The organism is Mesorhizobium sp. BR1-1-3 (assembly GCF_020165455.1).
GTDB lineage: Bacteria > Pseudomonadota > Alphaproteobacteria > Rhizobiales > Rhizobiaceae > Mesorhizobium > Mesorhizobium ciceri.
Map to the genome: position 1 here is coordinate 214,498 of NZ_JAIUIC010000010.1, position 17,256 is coordinate 231,753.

At 64.9% G+C, this 17,256-nt stretch carries 24 protein-coding genes; 12 read left to right on the forward strand and 12 right to left on the reverse strand.

Annotated features, from left to right (window positions below; all coding sequences use genetic code 11):
* Window positions 1-62 precede the first annotated feature (62 nt).
* From LB559_RS22410 to arsK, 8 genes are all read left to right on the forward strand, one after another.
* Window positions 63-485 carry an MbcA/ParS/Xre antitoxin family protein gene (locus LB559_RS22410; RefSeq protein ID WP_013530547.1) on the forward strand — a complete coding sequence of 141 codons (423 nt, stop codon included), beginning with the start codon at window positions 63-65 and terminating at the stop codon, window positions 483-485.
* Window positions 479-1,180 carry an RES family NAD+ phosphorylase gene (locus LB559_RS22415; protein WP_224674999.1) on the forward strand — a complete coding sequence of 234 codons (702 nt, stop codon included), beginning with the start codon at window positions 479-481 and terminating at the stop codon, window positions 1,178-1,180. Before LB559_RS22410 ends, LB559_RS22415 begins: the two co-directional genes overlap by 7 nt.
* A gap of 70 nt (window positions 1,181-1,250) precedes the next feature.
* Complete coding sequence (locus tag LB559_RS22420) at window positions 1,251-1,577, forward strand: ArsR/SmtB family transcription factor (RefSeq protein WP_224675000.1); 327 nt, start codon at window positions 1,251-1,253, stop codon at window positions 1,575-1,577.
* 47 nt (window positions 1,578-1,624) lie between these two features.
* A complete protein-coding gene (gene arsB / locus LB559_RS22425; RefSeq protein WP_263499119.1) occupies window positions 1,625-2,734 on the forward strand; it encodes an ACR3 family arsenite efflux transporter in 1,110 nt (369 codons plus the stop codon).
* Window positions 2,731-3,153 (forward strand): arsenate reductase (glutaredoxin), encoded by a 423-nt coding sequence (arsC, locus tag LB559_RS22430; protein WP_063172667.1) that lies wholly within the window; start codon window positions 2,731-2,733, stop codon window positions 3,151-3,153. Before arsB ends, arsC begins: the two co-directional genes overlap by 4 nt.
* Before the next feature lie 63 nt (window positions 3,154-3,216).
* The gene (locus LB559_RS22435) at window positions 3,217-3,537 is read left to right on the forward strand and encodes an ArsR/SmtB family transcription factor (RefSeq protein WP_224675001.1); all 321 of its coding nucleotides are present in this window, start codon (window positions 3,217-3,219) and stop codon (window positions 3,535-3,537) included.
* Window positions 3,538-3,581: 44 nt separating this feature from the next.
* Entirely contained in the window at window positions 3,582-5,009 is a 1,428-nt protein-coding gene (locus LB559_RS22440) for an NAD(P)-binding domain-containing protein (RefSeq protein ID WP_224675002.1), read from the forward strand.
* Window positions 5,002-6,246: an arsenite efflux MFS transporter ArsK gene (arsK, locus tag LB559_RS22445; RefSeq protein ID WP_224675003.1), complete on the forward strand. Its 1,245-nt coding sequence runs from the start codon at window positions 5,002-5,004 to the stop codon at window positions 6,244-6,246. Before LB559_RS22440 ends, arsK begins: the two co-directional genes overlap by 8 nt.
* A gap of 10 nt (window positions 6,247-6,256) precedes the next feature.
* Here arsK and LB559_RS22450 read toward each other — a convergent pair whose 3' ends face one another.
* The 7 genes from LB559_RS22450 to LB559_RS22480 form a co-directional block, all read right to left on the reverse strand.
* Window positions 6,257-6,985: an amino acid ABC transporter ATP-binding protein gene (locus LB559_RS22450; RefSeq protein WP_031213610.1), complete on the reverse strand. Its 729-nt coding sequence runs from the start codon at window positions 6,983-6,985 to the stop codon at window positions 6,257-6,259.
* Window positions 6,986-7,041: 56 nt separating this feature from the next.
* Window positions 7,042-7,716 (reverse strand): amino acid ABC transporter permease, encoded by a 675-nt coding sequence (locus LB559_RS22455; protein WP_127368920.1) that lies wholly within the window; start codon window positions 7,714-7,716, stop codon window positions 7,042-7,044.
* Entirely contained in the window at window positions 7,713-8,384 is a 672-nt protein-coding gene (locus LB559_RS22460) for an amino acid ABC transporter permease (protein WP_013530557.1), read from the reverse strand. The genes LB559_RS22455 and LB559_RS22460 overlap by 4 nt, the downstream gene beginning before the upstream one ends.
* A 105-nt stretch (window positions 8,385-8,489) precedes the next feature.
* A complete protein-coding gene (locus LB559_RS22465) occupies window positions 8,490-9,296 on the reverse strand; it encodes an ABC transporter substrate-binding protein (RefSeq protein WP_013530558.1) in 807 nt (268 codons plus the stop codon).
* Between the two features lie 110 nt (window positions 9,297-9,406).
* Window positions 9,407-10,570: a saccharopine dehydrogenase family protein gene (locus LB559_RS22470; RefSeq protein ID WP_224675004.1), complete on the reverse strand. Its 1,164-nt coding sequence runs from the start codon at window positions 10,568-10,570 to the stop codon at window positions 9,407-9,409.
* Window positions 10,567-11,067: an Lrp/AsnC family transcriptional regulator gene (locus LB559_RS22475; RefSeq protein ID WP_013530560.1), complete on the reverse strand. Its 501-nt coding sequence runs from the start codon at window positions 11,065-11,067 to the stop codon at window positions 10,567-10,569. Before LB559_RS22475 ends, LB559_RS22470 begins: the two co-directional genes overlap by 4 nt.
* A 131-nt stretch (window positions 11,068-11,198) precedes the next feature.
* Window positions 11,199-12,071, reverse strand: coding sequence for a LysR substrate-binding domain-containing protein (locus tag LB559_RS22480; RefSeq protein WP_224675005.1), 873 nt, complete (start codon window positions 12,069-12,071; stop codon window positions 11,199-11,201).
* Window positions 12,072-12,209: 138 nt separating this feature from the next.
* On the opposite strand from LB559_RS22480, the gene LB559_RS22485 reads away from it, so the two are divergent.
* The gene (locus tag LB559_RS22485) at window positions 12,210-12,416 is read left to right on the forward strand and encodes a hypothetical protein (RefSeq protein ID WP_224675006.1); all 207 of its coding nucleotides are present in this window, start codon (window positions 12,210-12,212) and stop codon (window positions 12,414-12,416) included.
* A gap of 21 nt (window positions 12,417-12,437) precedes the next feature.
* Window positions 12,438-13,187 (forward strand): sulfite exporter TauE/SafE family protein, encoded by a 750-nt coding sequence (locus LB559_RS22490; protein WP_224675007.1) that lies wholly within the window; start codon window positions 12,438-12,440, stop codon window positions 13,185-13,187.
* Between the two features lie 35 nt (window positions 13,188-13,222).
* On the opposite strand, the gene LB559_RS22495 is transcribed toward LB559_RS22490, so the two are convergent.
* The 3 genes from LB559_RS22495 to LB559_RS22505 form a co-directional block, all read right to left on the reverse strand.
* Entirely contained in the window at window positions 13,223-13,717 is a 495-nt protein-coding gene (locus LB559_RS22495; RefSeq protein WP_127368917.1) for a GNAT family N-acetyltransferase, read from the reverse strand.
* Entirely contained in the window at window positions 13,714-14,004 is a 291-nt protein-coding gene (locus LB559_RS22500; protein WP_013530564.1) for a DUF1778 domain-containing protein, read from the reverse strand. Before LB559_RS22500 ends, LB559_RS22495 begins: the two co-directional genes overlap by 4 nt.
* 86 nt (window positions 14,005-14,090) lie before the next feature.
* On the reverse strand, window positions 14,091-14,540 hold the full coding sequence (locus LB559_RS22505; RefSeq protein WP_027160859.1) for a universal stress protein: 450 nt from the start codon (window positions 14,538-14,540) through the stop codon (window positions 14,091-14,093).
* Between the two features lie 191 nt (window positions 14,541-14,731).
* Between LB559_RS22505 and LB559_RS22510 the strand changes: the two genes are divergently transcribed.
* Complete coding sequence (locus LB559_RS22510) at window positions 14,732-15,313, forward strand: histidine phosphatase family protein (RefSeq protein ID WP_224675008.1); 582 nt, start codon at window positions 14,732-14,734, stop codon at window positions 15,311-15,313.
* 30 nt (window positions 15,314-15,343) lie between these two features.
* On the opposite strand, the gene LB559_RS22515 is transcribed toward LB559_RS22510, so the two are convergent.
* On the reverse strand, window positions 15,344-15,745 hold the full coding sequence (locus tag LB559_RS22515) for a VOC family protein (RefSeq protein ID WP_013530567.1): 402 nt from the start codon (window positions 15,743-15,745) through the stop codon (window positions 15,344-15,346).
* Window positions 15,746-15,865: 120 nt separating this feature from the next.
* Window positions 15,866-16,618 (reverse strand): pseudouridine synthase, encoded by a 753-nt coding sequence (locus tag LB559_RS22520; protein WP_224675009.1) that lies wholly within the window; start codon window positions 16,616-16,618, stop codon window positions 15,866-15,868.
* 158 nt (window positions 16,619-16,776) lie between these two features.
* Between LB559_RS22520 and LB559_RS22525 the strand changes: the two genes are divergently transcribed.
* Window positions 16,777-17,223: an SRPBCC domain-containing protein gene (locus LB559_RS22525; protein WP_013530569.1), complete on the forward strand. Its 447-nt coding sequence runs from the start codon at window positions 16,777-16,779 to the stop codon at window positions 17,221-17,223.
* The last annotated feature ends 33 nt before the right edge of the window (window positions 17,224-17,256 follow it).

The window sequence follows — 17,256 nt, forward strand, 5'->3', positions numbered from 1 at the left end:
TCCGCATTCTTGCCAATTGGCAAATACATGCTATATATCTGCCAATCAGCAAGGTGAACGCAATGCAGCTTCAGTCCATCGTCACCACGCCGGCCACGTTCGGAGCCGCTATCTCGGATGAAGAAGCGGGCGCGCTGGCGCGCACCACGGTCAATCTGTTCAAGGCCTGGAACCTCACCGACCTGGAGGCCTGCATCCTGCTTGGCGGTATGTCGGCGCGCACCTGGGCACGCTGGAAGACTGGGGCGAAGGAAGGTGGCATCGGCAGGATCGACCGCGACCTGCGCACCCGCATGGCGCATCTGATGGGCATCCACAAGGGCCTGCGCTACCTCTTCACGGAGCCGGCGCGCGGCTATGCCTGGATCCGCAAGCCCAATGCCACCTTTGGCGGCCAGTCGGCGCTCGACCTGATGCTGCGCGGCGAAATCTCCGATCTCTCGGCGATGCGCGAATGGCTCGATGCGGAGCGTGGTGCATGGTGAGTGGGCTTGCGGTCCGTCGCCGCGTCGACTGGCACCAGACCTTCCGCATCATCCGTTCCATCCACCCACCGATCGACCTGTTCGAAGACATTGCCGACCCGCGCGACTGGGAGGCGCTTGCCGCCGTCGAGGCGAAGACAAACCCACGCATAAGGTTCGAGATTGGCGATCTCGGCAAGGTTTCGGCCGCAAGGCGGGTTTCCGGCCCCGGCGCCAGCTTCGTGATGGCGCCTTTCGTGCACTGTTCGACGCTGCGGCCGGGACGCTTCTCGGATGGCAGCTACGGCATCTACTATGCCGGCGACAGCGAGGACGTCGCGCTTGCCGAGACCATCCACCACCATCAGAAATTCATGCGCGCCACAAACGAAGGGCCGGGCTGGACGGCGGATTTCCGCGTGCTGATCGGCAACGTCGACCGCGATCTCGATGACGTCAACGCCGTGCCCGGCGTGCTCGACCCGGACGACTATTCCGCCTCGCAGGCGGAAGGGCGGGCGCTGCGGGCAGCAGGCAGCGACGGGCTGGTGTGGAACAGCGTGCGCATGCCGGGCGGCGGCTGCATCGGCATCTTCTGGCCCGACGTCATTGCCGTTCCAGTGCAGGGCCGCCACTACAGCTACCACTGGGACGGTGCCCGGGTGGACTTCGTGCGCCAGCACGATACGGGAAAGGTGCTTGCCGTCACATCATAGCGGCGGACATCCTTTACAGATCGTGGGGGAGTCGATATTCACGAATCCATAAATCCAAGGATTCGGATATATGAAGGGCACTTTGAACGCGCTGGCCGCACTTGGCCAGGAGACGCGGCTGGATGTCTTCCGGCTGCTCGTGCGTGCCGGCCCGGAAGGCATTCCAGCCGGCGAGATCGCAACGAGGCTGGACACGATCCAGAACACCATGTCGGCGCATCTGAAGGTGCTCGCCCATGCCGGGCTGATCCGTCCCGAACGCGACGGAAGGACCGTGCGCTATGTCGCCGACATGACCGGCTTGCGCGACCTGCTGGCCTATCTGATGGAAGATTGCTGCAATGGCGCGCCGGAGCTCTGCCGCCCGGTCATCAATGCCGTGACCTGTGACTGCTGAGGGGCTTGTGACTGTCCGCCGCGCGCCGTTCGAACAAGGAAGCCATCATGACCGATCATGCTCTGAACGCAGCTGAGGCGGTGCGGCCCGGCATCGGCTTCGTCGAGAAATATCTGACGGTGTGGGTGGCACTGTGCATCGTCGCGGGCATCGCGCTTGGCCATCTGCTGCCGGGCGTGTTCGGCGCCATCGCGTCGGCCGAGATCGCCAGGGTCAACATTCCTGTCGCCGTACTGATCTGGCTGATGATCGTGCCGATGCTCTTGCGCGTCGATTTCGCCTCGCTGGCCAAGGTCGGCACCTATTGGCGCGGCATCGGCGTGACGCTGTTCATCAACTGGGCGGTGAAGCCGTTCTCGATGGCGCTGCTGGGCTGGCTGTTCATCGGCTGGTTGTTCCGGCCGTGGCTGCCCGCCGTGCAGATCGATTCCTACATTGCCGGGCTGATCATCCTTGCCGCGGCGCCCTGCACGGCGATGGTGTTCGTCTGGTCGAACCTGACGCGCGGCGAGCCGAATTTCACGCTGTCGCAGGTGGCGCTCAACGACGCGATCATGATCGTTGCTTTCGCGCCAATCGTCGGCCTGCTGCTCGGCCTGTCGGCGATCACCGTGCCATGGGGCACGCTGATGCTGTCGGTCGCACTCTACATCGTCGCGCCGGTGATCGTCGCGCAGTTGGTTCGTGGCCGGCTGCTGGCAGCGAGGGGACAGGCCGGGCTTGAGGCCCTGCTTGCCACGCTGCAGCCTCTGTCGCTGGTTGCCTTGCTGGCGACGCTGGTGCTGCTGTTCGGCTTCCAGGGCGAGCAGATCATTGCGCAGCCGTTGGTGATCGTGCTGCTGGCAGTGCCGATCCTGATCCAGGTCTACTTCAACTCCGGTCTTGCCTATCTGCTCAACCGCCTCAGCGGCGAACGGCACTGCGTGGCTGGACCATCGGCGCTGATCGGCGCGTCGAACTTCTTCGAGCTGGCGGTGGCCGCCGCGATCGCGCTGTTCGGGCTGAATTCTGGCGCGGCCCTTGCCACTGTGGTCGGGGTGCTCATCGAGGTTCCGGTCATGCTGTCGGTGGTGTGGATCGTGAACCGCAGCAAGGGCTGGTACGAGATGAGCGGCGCCGTCCGGAATACCATGTCGGCTGAGAGGACCTCGAAATGACCATCACCATCTACCACAATCCCGATTGCGGCACGTCGCGCAACACGTTGGCCATGATCCGCCAGTCGGGCGAGGAGCCGGAGGTGATCGAATATCTGAAGACGCCGCCATCGCGCGAAAGGTTGGTCGACCTGATCGCGGCGATGGGCATTACACCGCGCGCCCTGCTGCGCGAGAAGGGCACACCCTATGCCGAACTCGGCCTTGCCGACCCGAAATGGTCCGACCAGCAGATCCTCGATTTCATGCTGGCACATCCGATCCTGATCAACCGGCCGATCGTGGTCAGTCCGCTCGGCGTTGTGCTGGCGCGGCCGTCGGAAAAGGTGCTGGACATTCTGCCCAATCCGGACATCGGCACGTTCACCAAGGAGGATGGCGAGGTGGTCATTTACGCCTCGGGCAAGCGCGCCGGCTGACGCTATTTCCATAATTTTCGAAATTGGGTTGACGGCGCGAAAAGTGCTGCGTAGCTTATTTCCATGAGACTCGAAAAAGCAGCAGCCCAACTCGAAGCGCTCGGCAATCCGACGCGGCTTCAGCTCTATCGCATCCTGGTGCGGGCCGGTGATGACGGGCTTGCCGTCGGCAGCGTCCAGGGCAGGCTCGACATTCCGTCCTCCACGCTGTCGCATCACCTCAAACGGCTGGTCGATACCGGGCTTGTCACGCAGGAACGGCAAGCGACGACGCTGATCTGCCGCGCCAACTATCCCGGCATGAATGCGCTGATCGGCTATCTCGCCGACGAGTGCTGCGCGGATGCTGTCTGCGCGCCCGCCGTCGGCAAAGCACTGGCCTGATTTTTTTGCGCTTATAATTCGAACATACCGGAAGGATCGAATCTATGGACATGATGGCAGATCTTCCCGTCGCGGTAATTGGCGCCGGCCCGGTCGGCCTTGCCGCCGCGGCGCATCTGGTCGAGCGCGGCATCCGTCCACTCATCCTGGAGCGCGGCGAAAGTGTTGGGGCCGCACTGCTCGAATGGGGCCATGTGCGGGTGTTCTCGCCTTGGGAATACAACATCGACGCGGCGGCGCGGGCGCTGCTCGACCGCTCCGGCTGGACGGCGCCGGACAGCCAGGGCCTGCCGACCGGCGGCGAGATCGTGCGCGACTATCTGGCGCCGCTTGGCCGGCTTCCGGCGATCGCCGCCAATCTGAAGCTCGGCGCCGAGGTCACCGCGATCACCCGTCAGGGGCACGACAAGGTCGCCAATGAGGGCCGCAAGGACGCGCCCTTCGTCATCCGCTACCGCGATGGCGGCGGTGAGCACCGCTTTCTCGCACGCGCCGTCATCGACGCATCCGGAACATGGTGGCGGCCAAACCCGATCGGCATCGACGGGCTGCCGGTTGCCGGCGAAGGCAAGGCGTCGGCACGCATCGCCTATGGCATTCCCGACGTGGTCGGCAAGGCGAGAGAAGACTATGCGGGCAAGCGCATCCTGGTCATCGGCGGCGGGCACTCGGCCATCAACGTCGCGCTGGCGCTGATGGAGTTGCAGGATGGCGCGCCTGGCACCGAGATCTTCTGGGCGCTGCGGCACGCCAGCATCGAGAGATTGCTCGGCGGCGGGCTGAACGACCAATTGCCGGAACGTGGTGCGCTTGGGCTGGCCGCCAGGCAGGCGATGGCGGACGGCAGGCTGAACATGCTGACGGGCTTCGCCGTCGACCGCATCGAGACGCAAGGCGAGAAGCTTGCCGTCGACGCCCACCTCGCCGGAAAGCCGTTCAGCATGGCCGTGGACCGCATCGTCGTCACCACCGGCTTCAGGCCAGACCTGTCGTTCCTCGGCGAAATCCGCATCGCGCTTGATCCCGTCGTCGAAGCGCCGCCGGCACTGGCGCCGCTGATCGATCCGAACTTCCACTCATGCGGCACGGTTCCCGCGCATGGCATTGCGGAACTCGCGCAGCCCGAACCCGGTTTCACCATCGTCGGCTCGAAATCCTACGGCCGTGCCCCGACCTTCCTGATGGCGACCGGCTACGAGCAGGTCCGCTCGGTGGTGGCCGATATTGCCGGAGACCATGCCGCGGCCCGCGAGGTGCGGCTGGTGCTGCCGGAGACCGGCGTGTGCAGTGCCGTCGGTGTCGCGACGGTATCGGAAAGCGCCGGCTGCTGTGGCGGGCCTGCTCCCGCCGCTGTCGATGCCTGCTGCGTCAGGGATGCGGACGCCAAGGCAACCGGCGCATCGGGTTGCGGCTGCGCAACCGCGCCGGCCACCGAGACGCGAGAGAATATGGCGGCCGGCGTCGATGCCTGAACGATCCGTCCTGCGCAAGGCGATCTGGGCGCTTGGGCTGACCCAGATCATCGGCTACGGCACGCTCTATTACAGCTTCTCGATCCTGGCGCCGGCAATGGCACGCGAGTTCGGGCTCACGGAAGGCTGGGTATTCGCAGCCCTGTCGGCCTCGCTGTTTGCCGGCAGCCTGTTCGCGCCGACTGCCGGGCGGTGGGCCGACCGCTTCGGCGCCGGCCGCATCATGACCGTCGGCTCGGTCGCGGCGGCTGTGGCGCTGGCGCTGTGCGCCGTTGCACCCGGCCGCGTGAGCTTCGTTCTGGGATTGCTGGCGATGGAACTGGCCTCCAGCTTCGTCCTCTACAGCGCCGCCTTCGTGGCGATCGTGCAGGTCGGGGTTCCCCGGCCGCAACGCAGCATCACCCATCTGACGCTGATCGCCGGGTTTGCCTCTACCCTGTTCTGGCCGCTGACCTCGGCGCTGCATGCGCACCTCACATGGCGCGAGGTCTACCTTTTGTTCGCCGCTCTCAATCTCGGCCTATGCCTGCCGATCCACGCCTGGCTGATGCGCCTGTCGCGTCGCCACGCAACGGTCACGCCGCATGAGCGCGGTTCCGCCCCCGATGAAGCGGGAATGCCGCTCGATGCGCGGCGCGGCCGGGCCGCATTCCTGCTGATGCTGGCGGGGTTCGCCACCGAGGGCTTCGTGCTGTCGGCGATCCTCATCCACATGGTGCCGCTGACGGCGGCCCTTGGGCTCGGCACCGCAGGCCTCTTCGTCTCGACCCTGTTCGGGCCGGCGCAGGTCGCCAGCCGGTTGATCAACATGCTGTTTGGCGGGCGGCTGCAGCAGACGCACCTTGCCGTCATTGCCGCGTCACTGCTCACGGCCGGGCTGTGTGCGCTGTTGCTGATCACGCCATGGCTGCCCGGCGCCTTCGTGTTCGTGTTCCTGTTCGGCCTCGGCTCCGGCCTCACCAGCATCGTCGGCGGCACCTTGCCGCTCGAACTCTTCGGCCGCGAAGGCTATGGCGCGCGGCTGGGATGGGCGAGCGCTGCCCGCCAGTTCACTTCGGCCTTCGCGCCGTTCGCGCTCGCCTTCATGATGGCGCGGACATCTGTCGCCAATTCCTTGTGGGTGCTGGTGGTCGTCGCCGCGAGCGGGGTCATCGCCTTCCTCGCCATCGCGCTGCTCAGGCGGCGCGGCGGCCCGGCAGCGTTTGCGATTGGCGGCAGCGCGGAAGAGGCGACCTGACCGCCCGCCGTCAGTGCCTGAGAATCTTGCTCAGGAAAGCGCGGCTGCGGTCGGTCTTGGGGTGTGAGAAGAACTCGTCGGGCGTGCCGCTTTCGACGATGGCGCCGGCGTCCATGAACACCACGCGCTGGGCGACCTTGCGGGCAAAGCCCATCTCGTGCGTCACCACCATCATGGTCATGCCTTCCTCGGCGACCGCGACCATGACGTCGAGCACTTCGGAAATCATCTCGGGATCGAGCGCCGAGGTCGGCTCGTCGAACAGCATGATTTTGGGCCGCATGCCGAGGCAACGCGCGATCGCCACGCGCTGCTGCTGGCCGCCGGAGAGCTGTGCTGGATAGGCATTGACCTTGTCGGCGAGGCCTACCTTGGCCAGCAATTCGCGGCCGGCCTTTTCGGCTTCGGCACGCGGGATCTTGCGGACATGGATGGGGGCGAGCGTGACGTTTTCGAGTGCCGTCTTATGCGGGTAGAGGTTGAACGACTGGAAGACGAAGCCGATCTCGGTGCGCAGCTGGGTCATGTTGGTGGCGGGGTCGCCCAGGCGCTGGCCGTCGACGACGAGGTCGCCGTTCTTGATCGCCTCCAGGCCGTTGACGCAGCGGATCAGAGTGCTTTTGCCCGAGCCGCTCGGGCCGCAGACGACGACCACTTCGCGCGGTTCGACGCTGAGCGTGATGTCCTTGAGCACGTTGAGCGAGCCGAACCATTTGTTGACGCCGCGAAAGTCGATCATGCCGGTTTTGGCAAGGCCCGTTTTGGTCATGTTTTCTGGACCTTTGAGGTTGGAAGTCACAACTGCACCTCGCCATGCGCCGCGCCCATGCGCTGCTCCAGCCGGCGGGCCAGCATGATCAGCGGATAGCAGACGATGAAATAGCCGGCGCCGACAAGGAAGAAGACCAGCAGGCCGTTGGGCACACGCTGCACCACCAGCCAGCCGACGCGGGTGAGGTCGGTGAGGCCGATGGCCGAGACGACGGAAGAATCCTTGATCAGCAGCACATATTGCCCGACCAGCGGCGGCAGCACGATGCGCATGGCCTGCGGCAGCACCACCTGGCGCATGCGCTGCCAGCGCGACAGGCCGGACGCCAGTGCCGCCTCGACCTGGCCGGTCGGTACCGAGCGGATGCCGGCGACGACGATCTCGCAGATGAAGCAGGCAGCCAGATTGGTCAGCGCGATGATGCCGGCGGTGAAGGCGTCGAGCTCGATGCCGAACTCCGGCAGGATGAAGAAGATCAGGAAGATCTGCACCAGGAACGGCGTGCCGCGGATCAGGTCGACCCAGGCGCCGATCAAGCCCGAGATCAGCCGGTTGCCGCCGGTGCGCAGGATGCCGAGGCCGAAGCCGAGCAGCGTGCCGAGCACCAGGCTGATCAGCGACAGCAACACGGTCATGCCGAGGCCGCGCAGGGCCAGTGGATAGGAGCCGGCGAGGCTTTGCAGTTGTTGCCAGATCATGTCCGCGCCCCCGCTGTGCCGAGCCAGCGGCTGGAGAGCCCAGCCAGTCCTTTCAGGCCGTAATAGAGCAGCAGATAGAAGGCGGCGATGGTGAGGAAACCTTCCGCCGGCATGAAGCGGTCGGAGGCGAGCAATTGACCGGCGCGCGTCAGTTCCGAAACCGAGATCAGCGACAAAAGGGCGGAATCCTTGACCAGCACGATCGCCTGGCCGAGCAGCGGCGGGATCGTCACCTTGAAGGCTTGCGGCAGGACGACAAGGCGCATGCGCTGGACATAGGTCATGCCCGAAGCGACGCTGGCCTCGACCTGGCCGCGCGGGATCGACAGGATGCCGGCGCGAATGATTTCAGCGATATAGGCGCCGCTGTTCAGCGACAACGCGAGGATGCCGACGACGAGTTCCGGCAGAACGAAGCCGAGCCGGGGCAGGCCGAAATAAAGAAAATAGAGCTGCGCCAGCAAGGGCGTGGCACGCACCGCATCGATATAGGCCTTGGCTGGGGCGCGAAACAGCCAGCCGCGCTGCAGATTCATGGCGCACAGCACGATGCCGACGATGAGCGCGCCGACAAAGGACAGCGCCGACAGCCAAACGGTCGTGACCAGGCCCTGTCCGAACAACGGCAGGTATTCGACGATGGTGCGGAAACTGAAATTTTCGAGCATCGTTGGGTGAAATCCCCAGAGCGCAGGCAACGACAGATGAAACGAAATTCCGGGCGGCTTCGCGGCGTTTAAGATGCGCGCGAAACCGCCTGGATTTATCGCTGCTTAGTGATCCTTCTTCCAGGCGTCGGAATTGACCCAGTAGTCGAGGTTCTTCTGCAGTCGGCCGTCGATAGTGACCTGGTTGAGGAACAGGTTCATCCAGATCAACAGGTCCGGCTCATCATAGCGGGTGGCGAAGGCAAGCGGCTCCTTCGACAGAAGGTCCGGCATGATGGTGAAGGTGCCGGCCGGATAGGCGGTCGACTGGCCCTTGACCGCCGAGACGTCGTTGACGCCGCAGTCGGCCTGGCCGTTGTTGACGGCATCGAGCAGCAGCGGACCGCCGCCCTTGTAGCTCTTGATGTCGGCATCGGGGAAGGCGTTCTTGGCTTCCTTCTCGCCGGTGGCGCCGAGCAGCACGGCGATCTTGGTGCCCTTGGCCTTGCAGTCCTCGGTGGTCTTGAACTTGCTGTCGGCCTTGGTGAAGACGGTGCTGCCCGTGTACATGTAAGGCGTGGTGAACGCGACCTTCATGCCGCGCGCCAGCGTCGGTGTCATGTCGGCGACCAGCAGGTCGGCCTTGCCCGACAACAGCGCCGGGATCAAACCATCCCAGTCGAAGTCGAGGAAGGTGATTTTCACACCCATTTCCTTGGCCATCAGTTCGGCCAGTTCGACCGAACTGCCGGTGCGTTCGCCATTGGCGCCGACCAGCGAGAAGGGCGGTCCCTGGGTCTGCACGGCGACGCGCAATTCGCCGCGCTTGGTGATGTCGTCGAGCGTACCCGCACTGGCCGCAGCGGTGAGCCCGGCGAGCGCAAGCCCGGCGATGAAAAGTCTTCCGGCGATGAAAAGTCTGGCAATCTTCATTTCGGTATTCCTCCCTGTTGTCGTTAATGTGTGCCCGCGGTTCTCCTTGGGCTCCTTTTTGAGCGGCAGCGCCGTTGCCGGCGGCAGCCACCGTTCGAAAATCTTTCGCCTCAGTCCCGTGCCACCGTCTCGGAAACCGTGATGCCACGCCTGGCCAATTCATCGAAGAACCTGATGTCGGGCACATCCAGCAGCGGGTTCAAAAAGCCGGGTCTGGTGATCTCGCCCCTCGCCAGCATCTGCGCCACGATGCTGGCGGGATAGCCGACGCCGAGGCTCATGCCGAACAGGCCGGAAACGAGATCGCGTTCGATGATCAGGTCCGACGTCACCGTCTTGGCGCGGCCGCCTTCGAGGCCGGAAAAGACATTGCGCATCACGCAAAGATCCTTTTCGCCGGGGCCGTATTGCAATTGCGGGCCGAGCAGCCGGCCAAGGAATTCGCGCGGGCTGTTGGAGGTGCCGGGCACCTTGTCCTCAGAGAGGAAACCGAGTTCCTTCAACGGCGCCCAGAAGGCCGACCATCCCGGCCAGCGCAGTGTGTAGCGGCCGGAGCGGCGCAGCCCTTTTGCGGCGTCCAGCATCTCGACATAGTGCAGCGCGTCGCCATTGGGGAAGGCTTCGAGCCTGCCGAGGCCGGCAACCTCGATTTCATGGATGAACGGATTGTCGTGCTGCTGGCCGGCAGGCACTGCGACACGGTTCCCGTCCTCGATCATCACGCTGTCGCGGTTCTGGCTGACCAGGACCATGTCGAAATTCCAGCTCACCTTGTAGCACAGCGGCTTGGCCATCGCCTTCGGCTCGGGGATGCCGCCGCAATAGGAATCGATCGAAGAAATCGAGTCGAACTGCCTGGCGGCGCGCGCGTAGAGCACGAGGTCGATGCCGGGGTCGAGCCCGCATTCGGTCATGATCGAGACACCGGCCTGTTCGGCGGCCGGCGCCAGGTCGGCGATCGACTTGGCGTAGTTGGTGGTGACCAGCGGCGTGCGCGTGGTAATCGCGGCCGTTACCGCCTCGCGCATCAGCGGCTGCGGCAACAGGTCGATGACGGCGTCGACATCATCAAGCACAGTGGCCAGGGCCTGGCCGATCGCGCCCTCAGGCACCACGAAGCGCACGCGGGCAAGATCGGTCAGGCCGGCAAGCCGGGCCGGGCCGTCCGGCGCGGTGTCGACGCAGACAATTTCCTCGACGCCGTCGCTGGCGACGAGGTCGGCGATTGCCGCCCGGCCTTGCAGGCCAAGGCCGCCGAGTACCGCGATCTTCATGCCGGCTCCTTACGATCGTCCGACCAGCAGCCTTCCGGCAGGCTGACCCATTTGTTGCAGGACGCCATGACGACGAATGTCTCGCTGCGCACGACTTCGCCCGGCTCGCCGGCGCCGGGGATCAGCTCGCTGGTGACGCGGTAGAGATCGGCGACGTCACCGGCCACCGTCACGTCGACGATGATGTCGAAGCGTCCGGTGACCACCGAGGCCGAATTGACGAAAGGCAGTTCCGAAATGCGCTGCGCCAGTTCGCGGGCCCGGCCGCGCCCTTGGGCATTGATGCCGACAATGGCGGAGATCAGCTCGGGGCGCTCGGTCAGGTTCAGCAGCCCGACGATCTTGAGCAGGTTGCGGTCGAGCAGGTTGCGCAGCCGCGAGCGCACCGTCGGCACCGAAATCGCCAATATCTCGGCGATCCGGTTGATGCCCGGCTGGGCGTCCTGCGACAGCTGTTTGACCAGCCGCCGATCGGTCAGGTCGAGATGTTCCCGCAAAGTCCCCGTCTTTCACAAAAGGAAAAAAGTTTGGCGATTTTTTTGCCAATGTGCAAACAAGCTACGTCACGAATATTTGAAAAGCAAGGCAATGATTCAGCGCTGATGGGGATAGGTGCTCGCTGTCCGGCTCACGCCAGCGCTGTCGCGAGCAATTTTGCCTGCGGTGTCAACTCGTCGAAGCGGCGGGCGCAGAGGTTGAGCTGGCGCGTTGCCCAGTCATCGGTCAGCCGCAGTGTGCGCAGCGTCCGCGCCGAGCGGCGGGCGGCACTTTCCGGCACGATGGCGATGCCGGCACCTTGCGCGACCAGCCGGCAGACATTGTCGAGGCCGGGAACGCGGATGCGGACATGCAGATGGCCGCCAAGGCGGGCCGCCTGGCGGGCGATGTGCTCCTGCAGCGCATGGCCGGTGCTGAGGCCGACGAAAGATTCGCCGAGAAGCTCAGTGAGGTTGACGGTGCGGCCTTCAATGCCGGGCCGGTTTCGCGCGGCGATCACCACCAGCCGGTCTATGAAGAACGGTTTCTGCTCGAGGTGCGCAAGGCCGGCCCAGGTGGCGGCGATGCCGAGATCGGCCGCACCACTGGCCACGGCTTGCGCGATCTCATGGCTGGGGCGCTCGTCGAGCTCGATGTCGATGCCGGGGTGCGCGACAAGGAAGGCGGGCAGGATCTCGCGCAGCAACTCGGCTGTGGCGGCGGTGTTGGCCATCAGCCGGACGCGGGCGCGCAGGCCGGTGGCATAGGCGGCGAGGTCGCCGGCCATCGCTTCGATCTGGTTCTGCACCGCGCGCGCATGATGCAGCAGCGCCTGTCCGGCCGCCGTCGGCACCACCCCACGGCGCCGGCGCTCCAGCAGCGGCGCGCCGAGCCGCTCCTCCATGCCCTTGATGCGGGCGCTGGCCGACGCCAGGGCCAGTCCGGCAAGCTCGGCGCCATGGGTGATGCTGCCGCGTTCGGCGACCAGCAGGAACAGGCGGAGATCGACCAGATCGAAGCGCATTCTCTTGCTCCTGCGAATATTCAGCGCCGGGAAGGCGGTCGGCTCTCCAGCCTTCGCCTTGGCCGAAGGCTGGCAGCGCAACTTCCACATTGTGATCGGCCAGGATTTTCGTCAAACAGTTTCGAAGGAGATCTTGTGATGAACGAACGAACATCAGGGCGGCTCGGCATTCTTGAAAGCACGGCGATCGTGCTGGCCATTGCGGTGGCCGGCCTTGCCATGGCGCGAGCGGGATCAGGCCTGCGGGGATGCGCGGCGACGGTCGTATCCACCAGCCGCGATGCGGCGCCGGCAAAGGCCGCCAGCCCGGATGCCGAAGCAACCGATATGCTGCTGCATGACTGATCCGGCCCTGAAGATACGATCATGCTGAGCGCCGGCATCCTCGCCTGGATCGGCGCCGTGTTCCTCGCCGCCGGCTTCGTCAAGGGCGTCGTCGGCATGGGGCTGCCGACCGTGGCGATGGGGCTGCTGGCGGTAACGATGCCGCCAGCACAGGCCGCGGCACTGCTGCTGATCCCGTCGCTGGTTACCAACCTCTGGCAATTGCTGACCGGCCCGTCCTTCGGCCGGCTGTGCAAGCGGCTGTGGACGATGATGGCCGGCGTGATGCTCGGCACCGTTGCCGGCGCCGGCCTGCTGACCGGCACGCATACGGGCGCGGCCTCAGCGGGGCTGGGCGCCGCACTGGTGCTTTATGCGATCCTCGGCCTCGCCAAAGCCGGCTTCACCACGCCGGCGCGCCGCGAAGCCTTGATGTCACCGCTGGTCGGGGTGGCGACCGGGCTGGTCACCGGCGCCACCGGCGTCTTCGTCATCCCGGCGGTGCCCTATCTGCAGTCGCTGCGGCTGGAGAAAGAAGACCTGATCCAGGCGCTCGGCCTGTCCTTCACCGTGTCGACGGCGGCGCTCGCCATCGGGTTGTTCAAGGCAGGCGCCTTGGCGTCGCCGAGTGCGCAACTGGTGGGGTCGGTCGCAGCCCTTGTGCCGGCGCTGGCCGGCATGTTCGCCGGCCAGGCGCTGCGCCAGAAGATGAGCGTCGAGACCTTCCGCAAAGTGTTCTTCGCGGGGTTGCTGGCGCTTGGGGTCTATCTCGTGGGGGAGTTGGTGTTCTAGGCGCCGGACTTCCCCAGAGCACTGGCAGGAAGTCGTCAGCCAATGCTTTCGCTGAGATCAGCGAGCGTGACCATGAGTGTCAACGGCTCGACCGGCGAGGGCTCGAACCCGATGGTGATGTAGAAAGCTCGGGCATCGTCGGAAATCGCATGCACCACTATGCCTTTGATGCCCAGTATTTCAGCAGCCTGGAGAATTCGTAGACCGGCATCCCTTACCAGCGCCCGACCGATGCCCCGACCGTGATAGGCTTGGTCTACGGCCAACCTGCCTTGCACTGCGACGGGGATCGGATCGGGCATGTCGCGCCGGAAACGGCTGGAAGCTTCGACCATTTTCACGGCGCCGCTGGCAACGGCATAGTAGCCAATCACACGGTTGCCTTTGCAAGTCACATAGGTCCGGGATGCACCGCCCGCTTGATTGGTGCGAGCACGTTTTTTCAACCAATCGTCGAGCGCTGTAATGCCCGACGAAAATTCCCCGAGTTCGTGATGATCCGCGAGTGGAACCGGGACCGACAGCGTCACGCAGCTTCCCACGGAGCCTTTGTCGTCATCGTGCGGCGCAATCGGTCGTTGGGCTGCGGCGGCGCGTCGAGGCGTGCCAGAAACGCAGCGTAGACATCCGGTTCGACGGTAAACACGAGACGGTTGAGCAACGCTTCCTCAGCGGCGCGTTGCGAGGCTTCAAGCATGAAGTCGGTGCGATTCTTACCGAGCAATTCGGCTGCGCGGTCGATCAGATTGCGAACTTCCGGCTTGACGCGGATGTTGAGCGGAACGCTCTTCGGCACCGGATGATGTGACGTTGGCATGGACGGCTCCTTCGTTGCACATATCTAGCACAGCGTAACGACATTGTCATTACGCGGTTCGATGGAGCATGCGATCCGTAGTAGCCCTAGCGCACGACCAGCACCGGGATCTCCGTGTAGGACAGCACTTCCGCCGTCTGGCTGCCGAGGAGCAGCTTGCCCAGCCCGCGGCGGCCGTGCGAAGCCATGACGATCAGGTCGCAGCCCAGGGCCTGCGACAGTTCCAGAATGGCTTCGGCGGGCCGCTTGTCCTCGACATGCACGACCTCCGCCGAGACGCCGGCGGCGTCGGCCGATGCCTTGCACTTGTCGAGAACTTCCTTGGCGTATTTGCGCGCCTCTTCCTGATAGGCGGCCAGTTCATCGCCGGCGGCGTAGCCGGCCATGGCGCCGCCCCAGGCGAAGATCGGGAATTGTTCGGAGACGGTGATGAAAGTAACAGAGGCGCCGAGACCCTTGGCCAATGTCAGGCCGTGGGTAACGCCCTTGTCGGCCAGTTCCGATCCGTCCGTGGCGATGAGCAAATGTTTGTACATGATGACATGACCTGTTGCGCAAGGGCCAATGCCCTTGAGGTGGCGGGAACCTTGATATAGTTGCGGCCTCGGGCCGATCACAGGGCCGGCCCGCCGCGAATCAAGGCCAGGCGACCACGCAGTTTTGTACCAAGCGGATTCCCCTTTGCCGCATCGTCGCCTAAGGTGCCGGTGACATTGAAAGGCAGTCCATGAGCAACTCGTATCCCCAAATCCATCTGGTCCGGCATGGTGAGACGGCATGGAGCCTTTCGGGGCAGCATACCGGCCGCACCGACATGCCGTTGACCCCGGTTGGCGAGGCCGCCGCGCGGGGTCTCGCGGACAGGCTCGAGGGCCTGTCTTTTTCGGCGGTATGGTCGAGCCCGTCGCAGCGCGCCTACAATACCAGCGTACTGGCCGGCTTCGGCGCGCAGAGCGTCAAGAAGGACGATCTGCAGGAGTGGGACTATGGCGCCTATGAGGGGCTGACGACAAAACAGATCCTGGCCGAGCGCCGCGGCTGGAATGTGTTTCGCGATGGGTGTCCAAAGGGCGAGATGGCGGCCGATGTCGGCGCGCGGGCCGACAGGATTATCGCTGGGCTGCGCGAGGCCAATGCCAGCATATTGGTGTTTTCCAGCGCGCATTTTCTGCGCGTGCTGGCGGCGCGCTGGATCGGGCTGCCGCCGGAGGGCGGCGCGCTGCTGGTGCTCGATACGGCCAGCATCAGCGTGCTCGGCTACGAGCATGATTTGAGCGAGCCGGTCATCCGGAAATGGAACCAGAAATAGAGCAGCTTCGGCCAGCGGCGCCGCTTACGCCTATCTGTCGAATTTCCTGATCGCCTCAGCGGTTACCGGCGTGAAGAAATTCACCAGATTGCCGTCAGGGTCGCGAAACAGCAGCGAGCGGTTGCCCCAGGGCATGGTGGTCGGCTTCTGCACAGTGATATTCCTGAGGAGGTCCGAGAGCCTGGCGAATTCAGCATCGACGTCGCCGACGCGGAACTCGATGATGGCGGTGTGGTTGTCGGCGGGGCGGGCGATGTCGCCGCCGAACAGCATCAAGGTGCGTGTGCTGCCGATCGCCAGCGTGCAGGTCGGCGTCGCCAGTTCGGCGAAGTCTTCCGTGTACACCGTCACGGGCATGCCGGTGATCTCACCGTAGAAGTGAACGAGACGCTGGACGTCCGACGTGATGATGCGGACGGAGACGAAATTCATTGCATTGGCTCCCTGATCGTTGAAGCCATGGCCGGCTCCCATCCGACCTATAGGCCAGGTCTCCTGACAGCTTTCCGTCAGGAAGGATCGCCGTGCGCCTGTACCAGCGGCACGCCCTGCTTACCCCCTCAGCAGCGCCAGTTCCTCCGGTGTCAGGTGCCGTGCCGTACCCTTGGCGAGGTCGCCGAGCGGCAGGCGGCCGATAGCGATGCGGATGAGGCGCAGGACCTCGACGCCGTGCGCGGCGAGCAGGCGACGGATGTGGCGGTTACGGCCTTCGTCGAGCACGATCTCCAGCCAGGCGGTGCGGCCGCCACTGCGCAAAAGTTCGATCGCGTTCGCGGTGAGCACCTCGCCGTCGACGATCACGCCGGCGCGCAACGTCTCCAGCATCGGAGCATCCGGTACCGTGCCGATCTGCACGTGATAGGTTTTCGGCAAATGCGAAGCCGGGTCCATCAGCCGGTTGGCAAACCGGGTGTCGTTGGTCATCAGCAGCAGGCCTTCGCTCGCCTTGTCGAGGCGGCCGACCGGGGAGACGAAGGGCAAGTCGAGCCCTTCCAGGCAGGCATAGACGGTGTCGCGCTGCTGCGGGTCCTCGCGGGTGGTGACCAGCCCGCGCGGCTTGTTGAGCATGAGGTAGACCTTGCGCTCGGCAACCACCGGCCTGTCGTCGACGACGATGCGGTCGCGGTCGAGGTCGACGCGCAGCGCCGCATCGCGCACCACCTTGCCGCCGACACGCACGCGGCCTTCGGCGATCAGCACCTCGGCCTGCGTGCGCGAGCACAGGCCGAGCTTCGACAGCGCCCGGTTGAGACTGACGCCGGGCGCCGCCTGCCTGCCGCTCTGCCGTGTCTGCCGTGGTGTCATGGTGCCGTCTGCGCTGGTGGAGCCGACAGATGCCACGGGCTGCAATGGCTTCGCAAGCGTGGTGCTGTCTTCCTATACAGGGCAAGGGGCAATGGCGGCATCCGTACCGCCTGGAACAGCGATATTGTCGCCGCCGCATCCGCTATAATCTGCACCCCATGAGTGAGTCCGCTGCGCCGATAACCAAGACCGTCGTCATCGGTGCCGAGCCGGCCAAGGTCTGGCGGATACTGACGACGCCAGAAATGATCCCGCAATGGATGTCCGACGAGGAGTTGACCGTCAGCCTGCAAGGGCAGGCCGGCGGCGCGATCGTGATGCGCGGACTGCTGCACGGAATGCCGTTCGAAAACCACGGCACCATCCGCACTTTTGAGCCGGGAATGAGCTTCGCCTACAGCTACTGGAGCACGCTATCGGCCTCGCGTCTGGCGGACGTGCCCGAAAATCACACCGTGGTCAGCTTCGACCTGGCGCCGGCGGATGGGGGAACACTGTTGACACTGACGCTCAGCGACTTCGCCGAACCGGCGATCCGGCCGCATGCCGATCTCTACTGGGGGCCGACCTTGCAGATCCTGAAGGCGGTCTGCGAGCGCGCTTGAGGGCGGGCGGGAGTCATCGCAGCGGATAGGTCG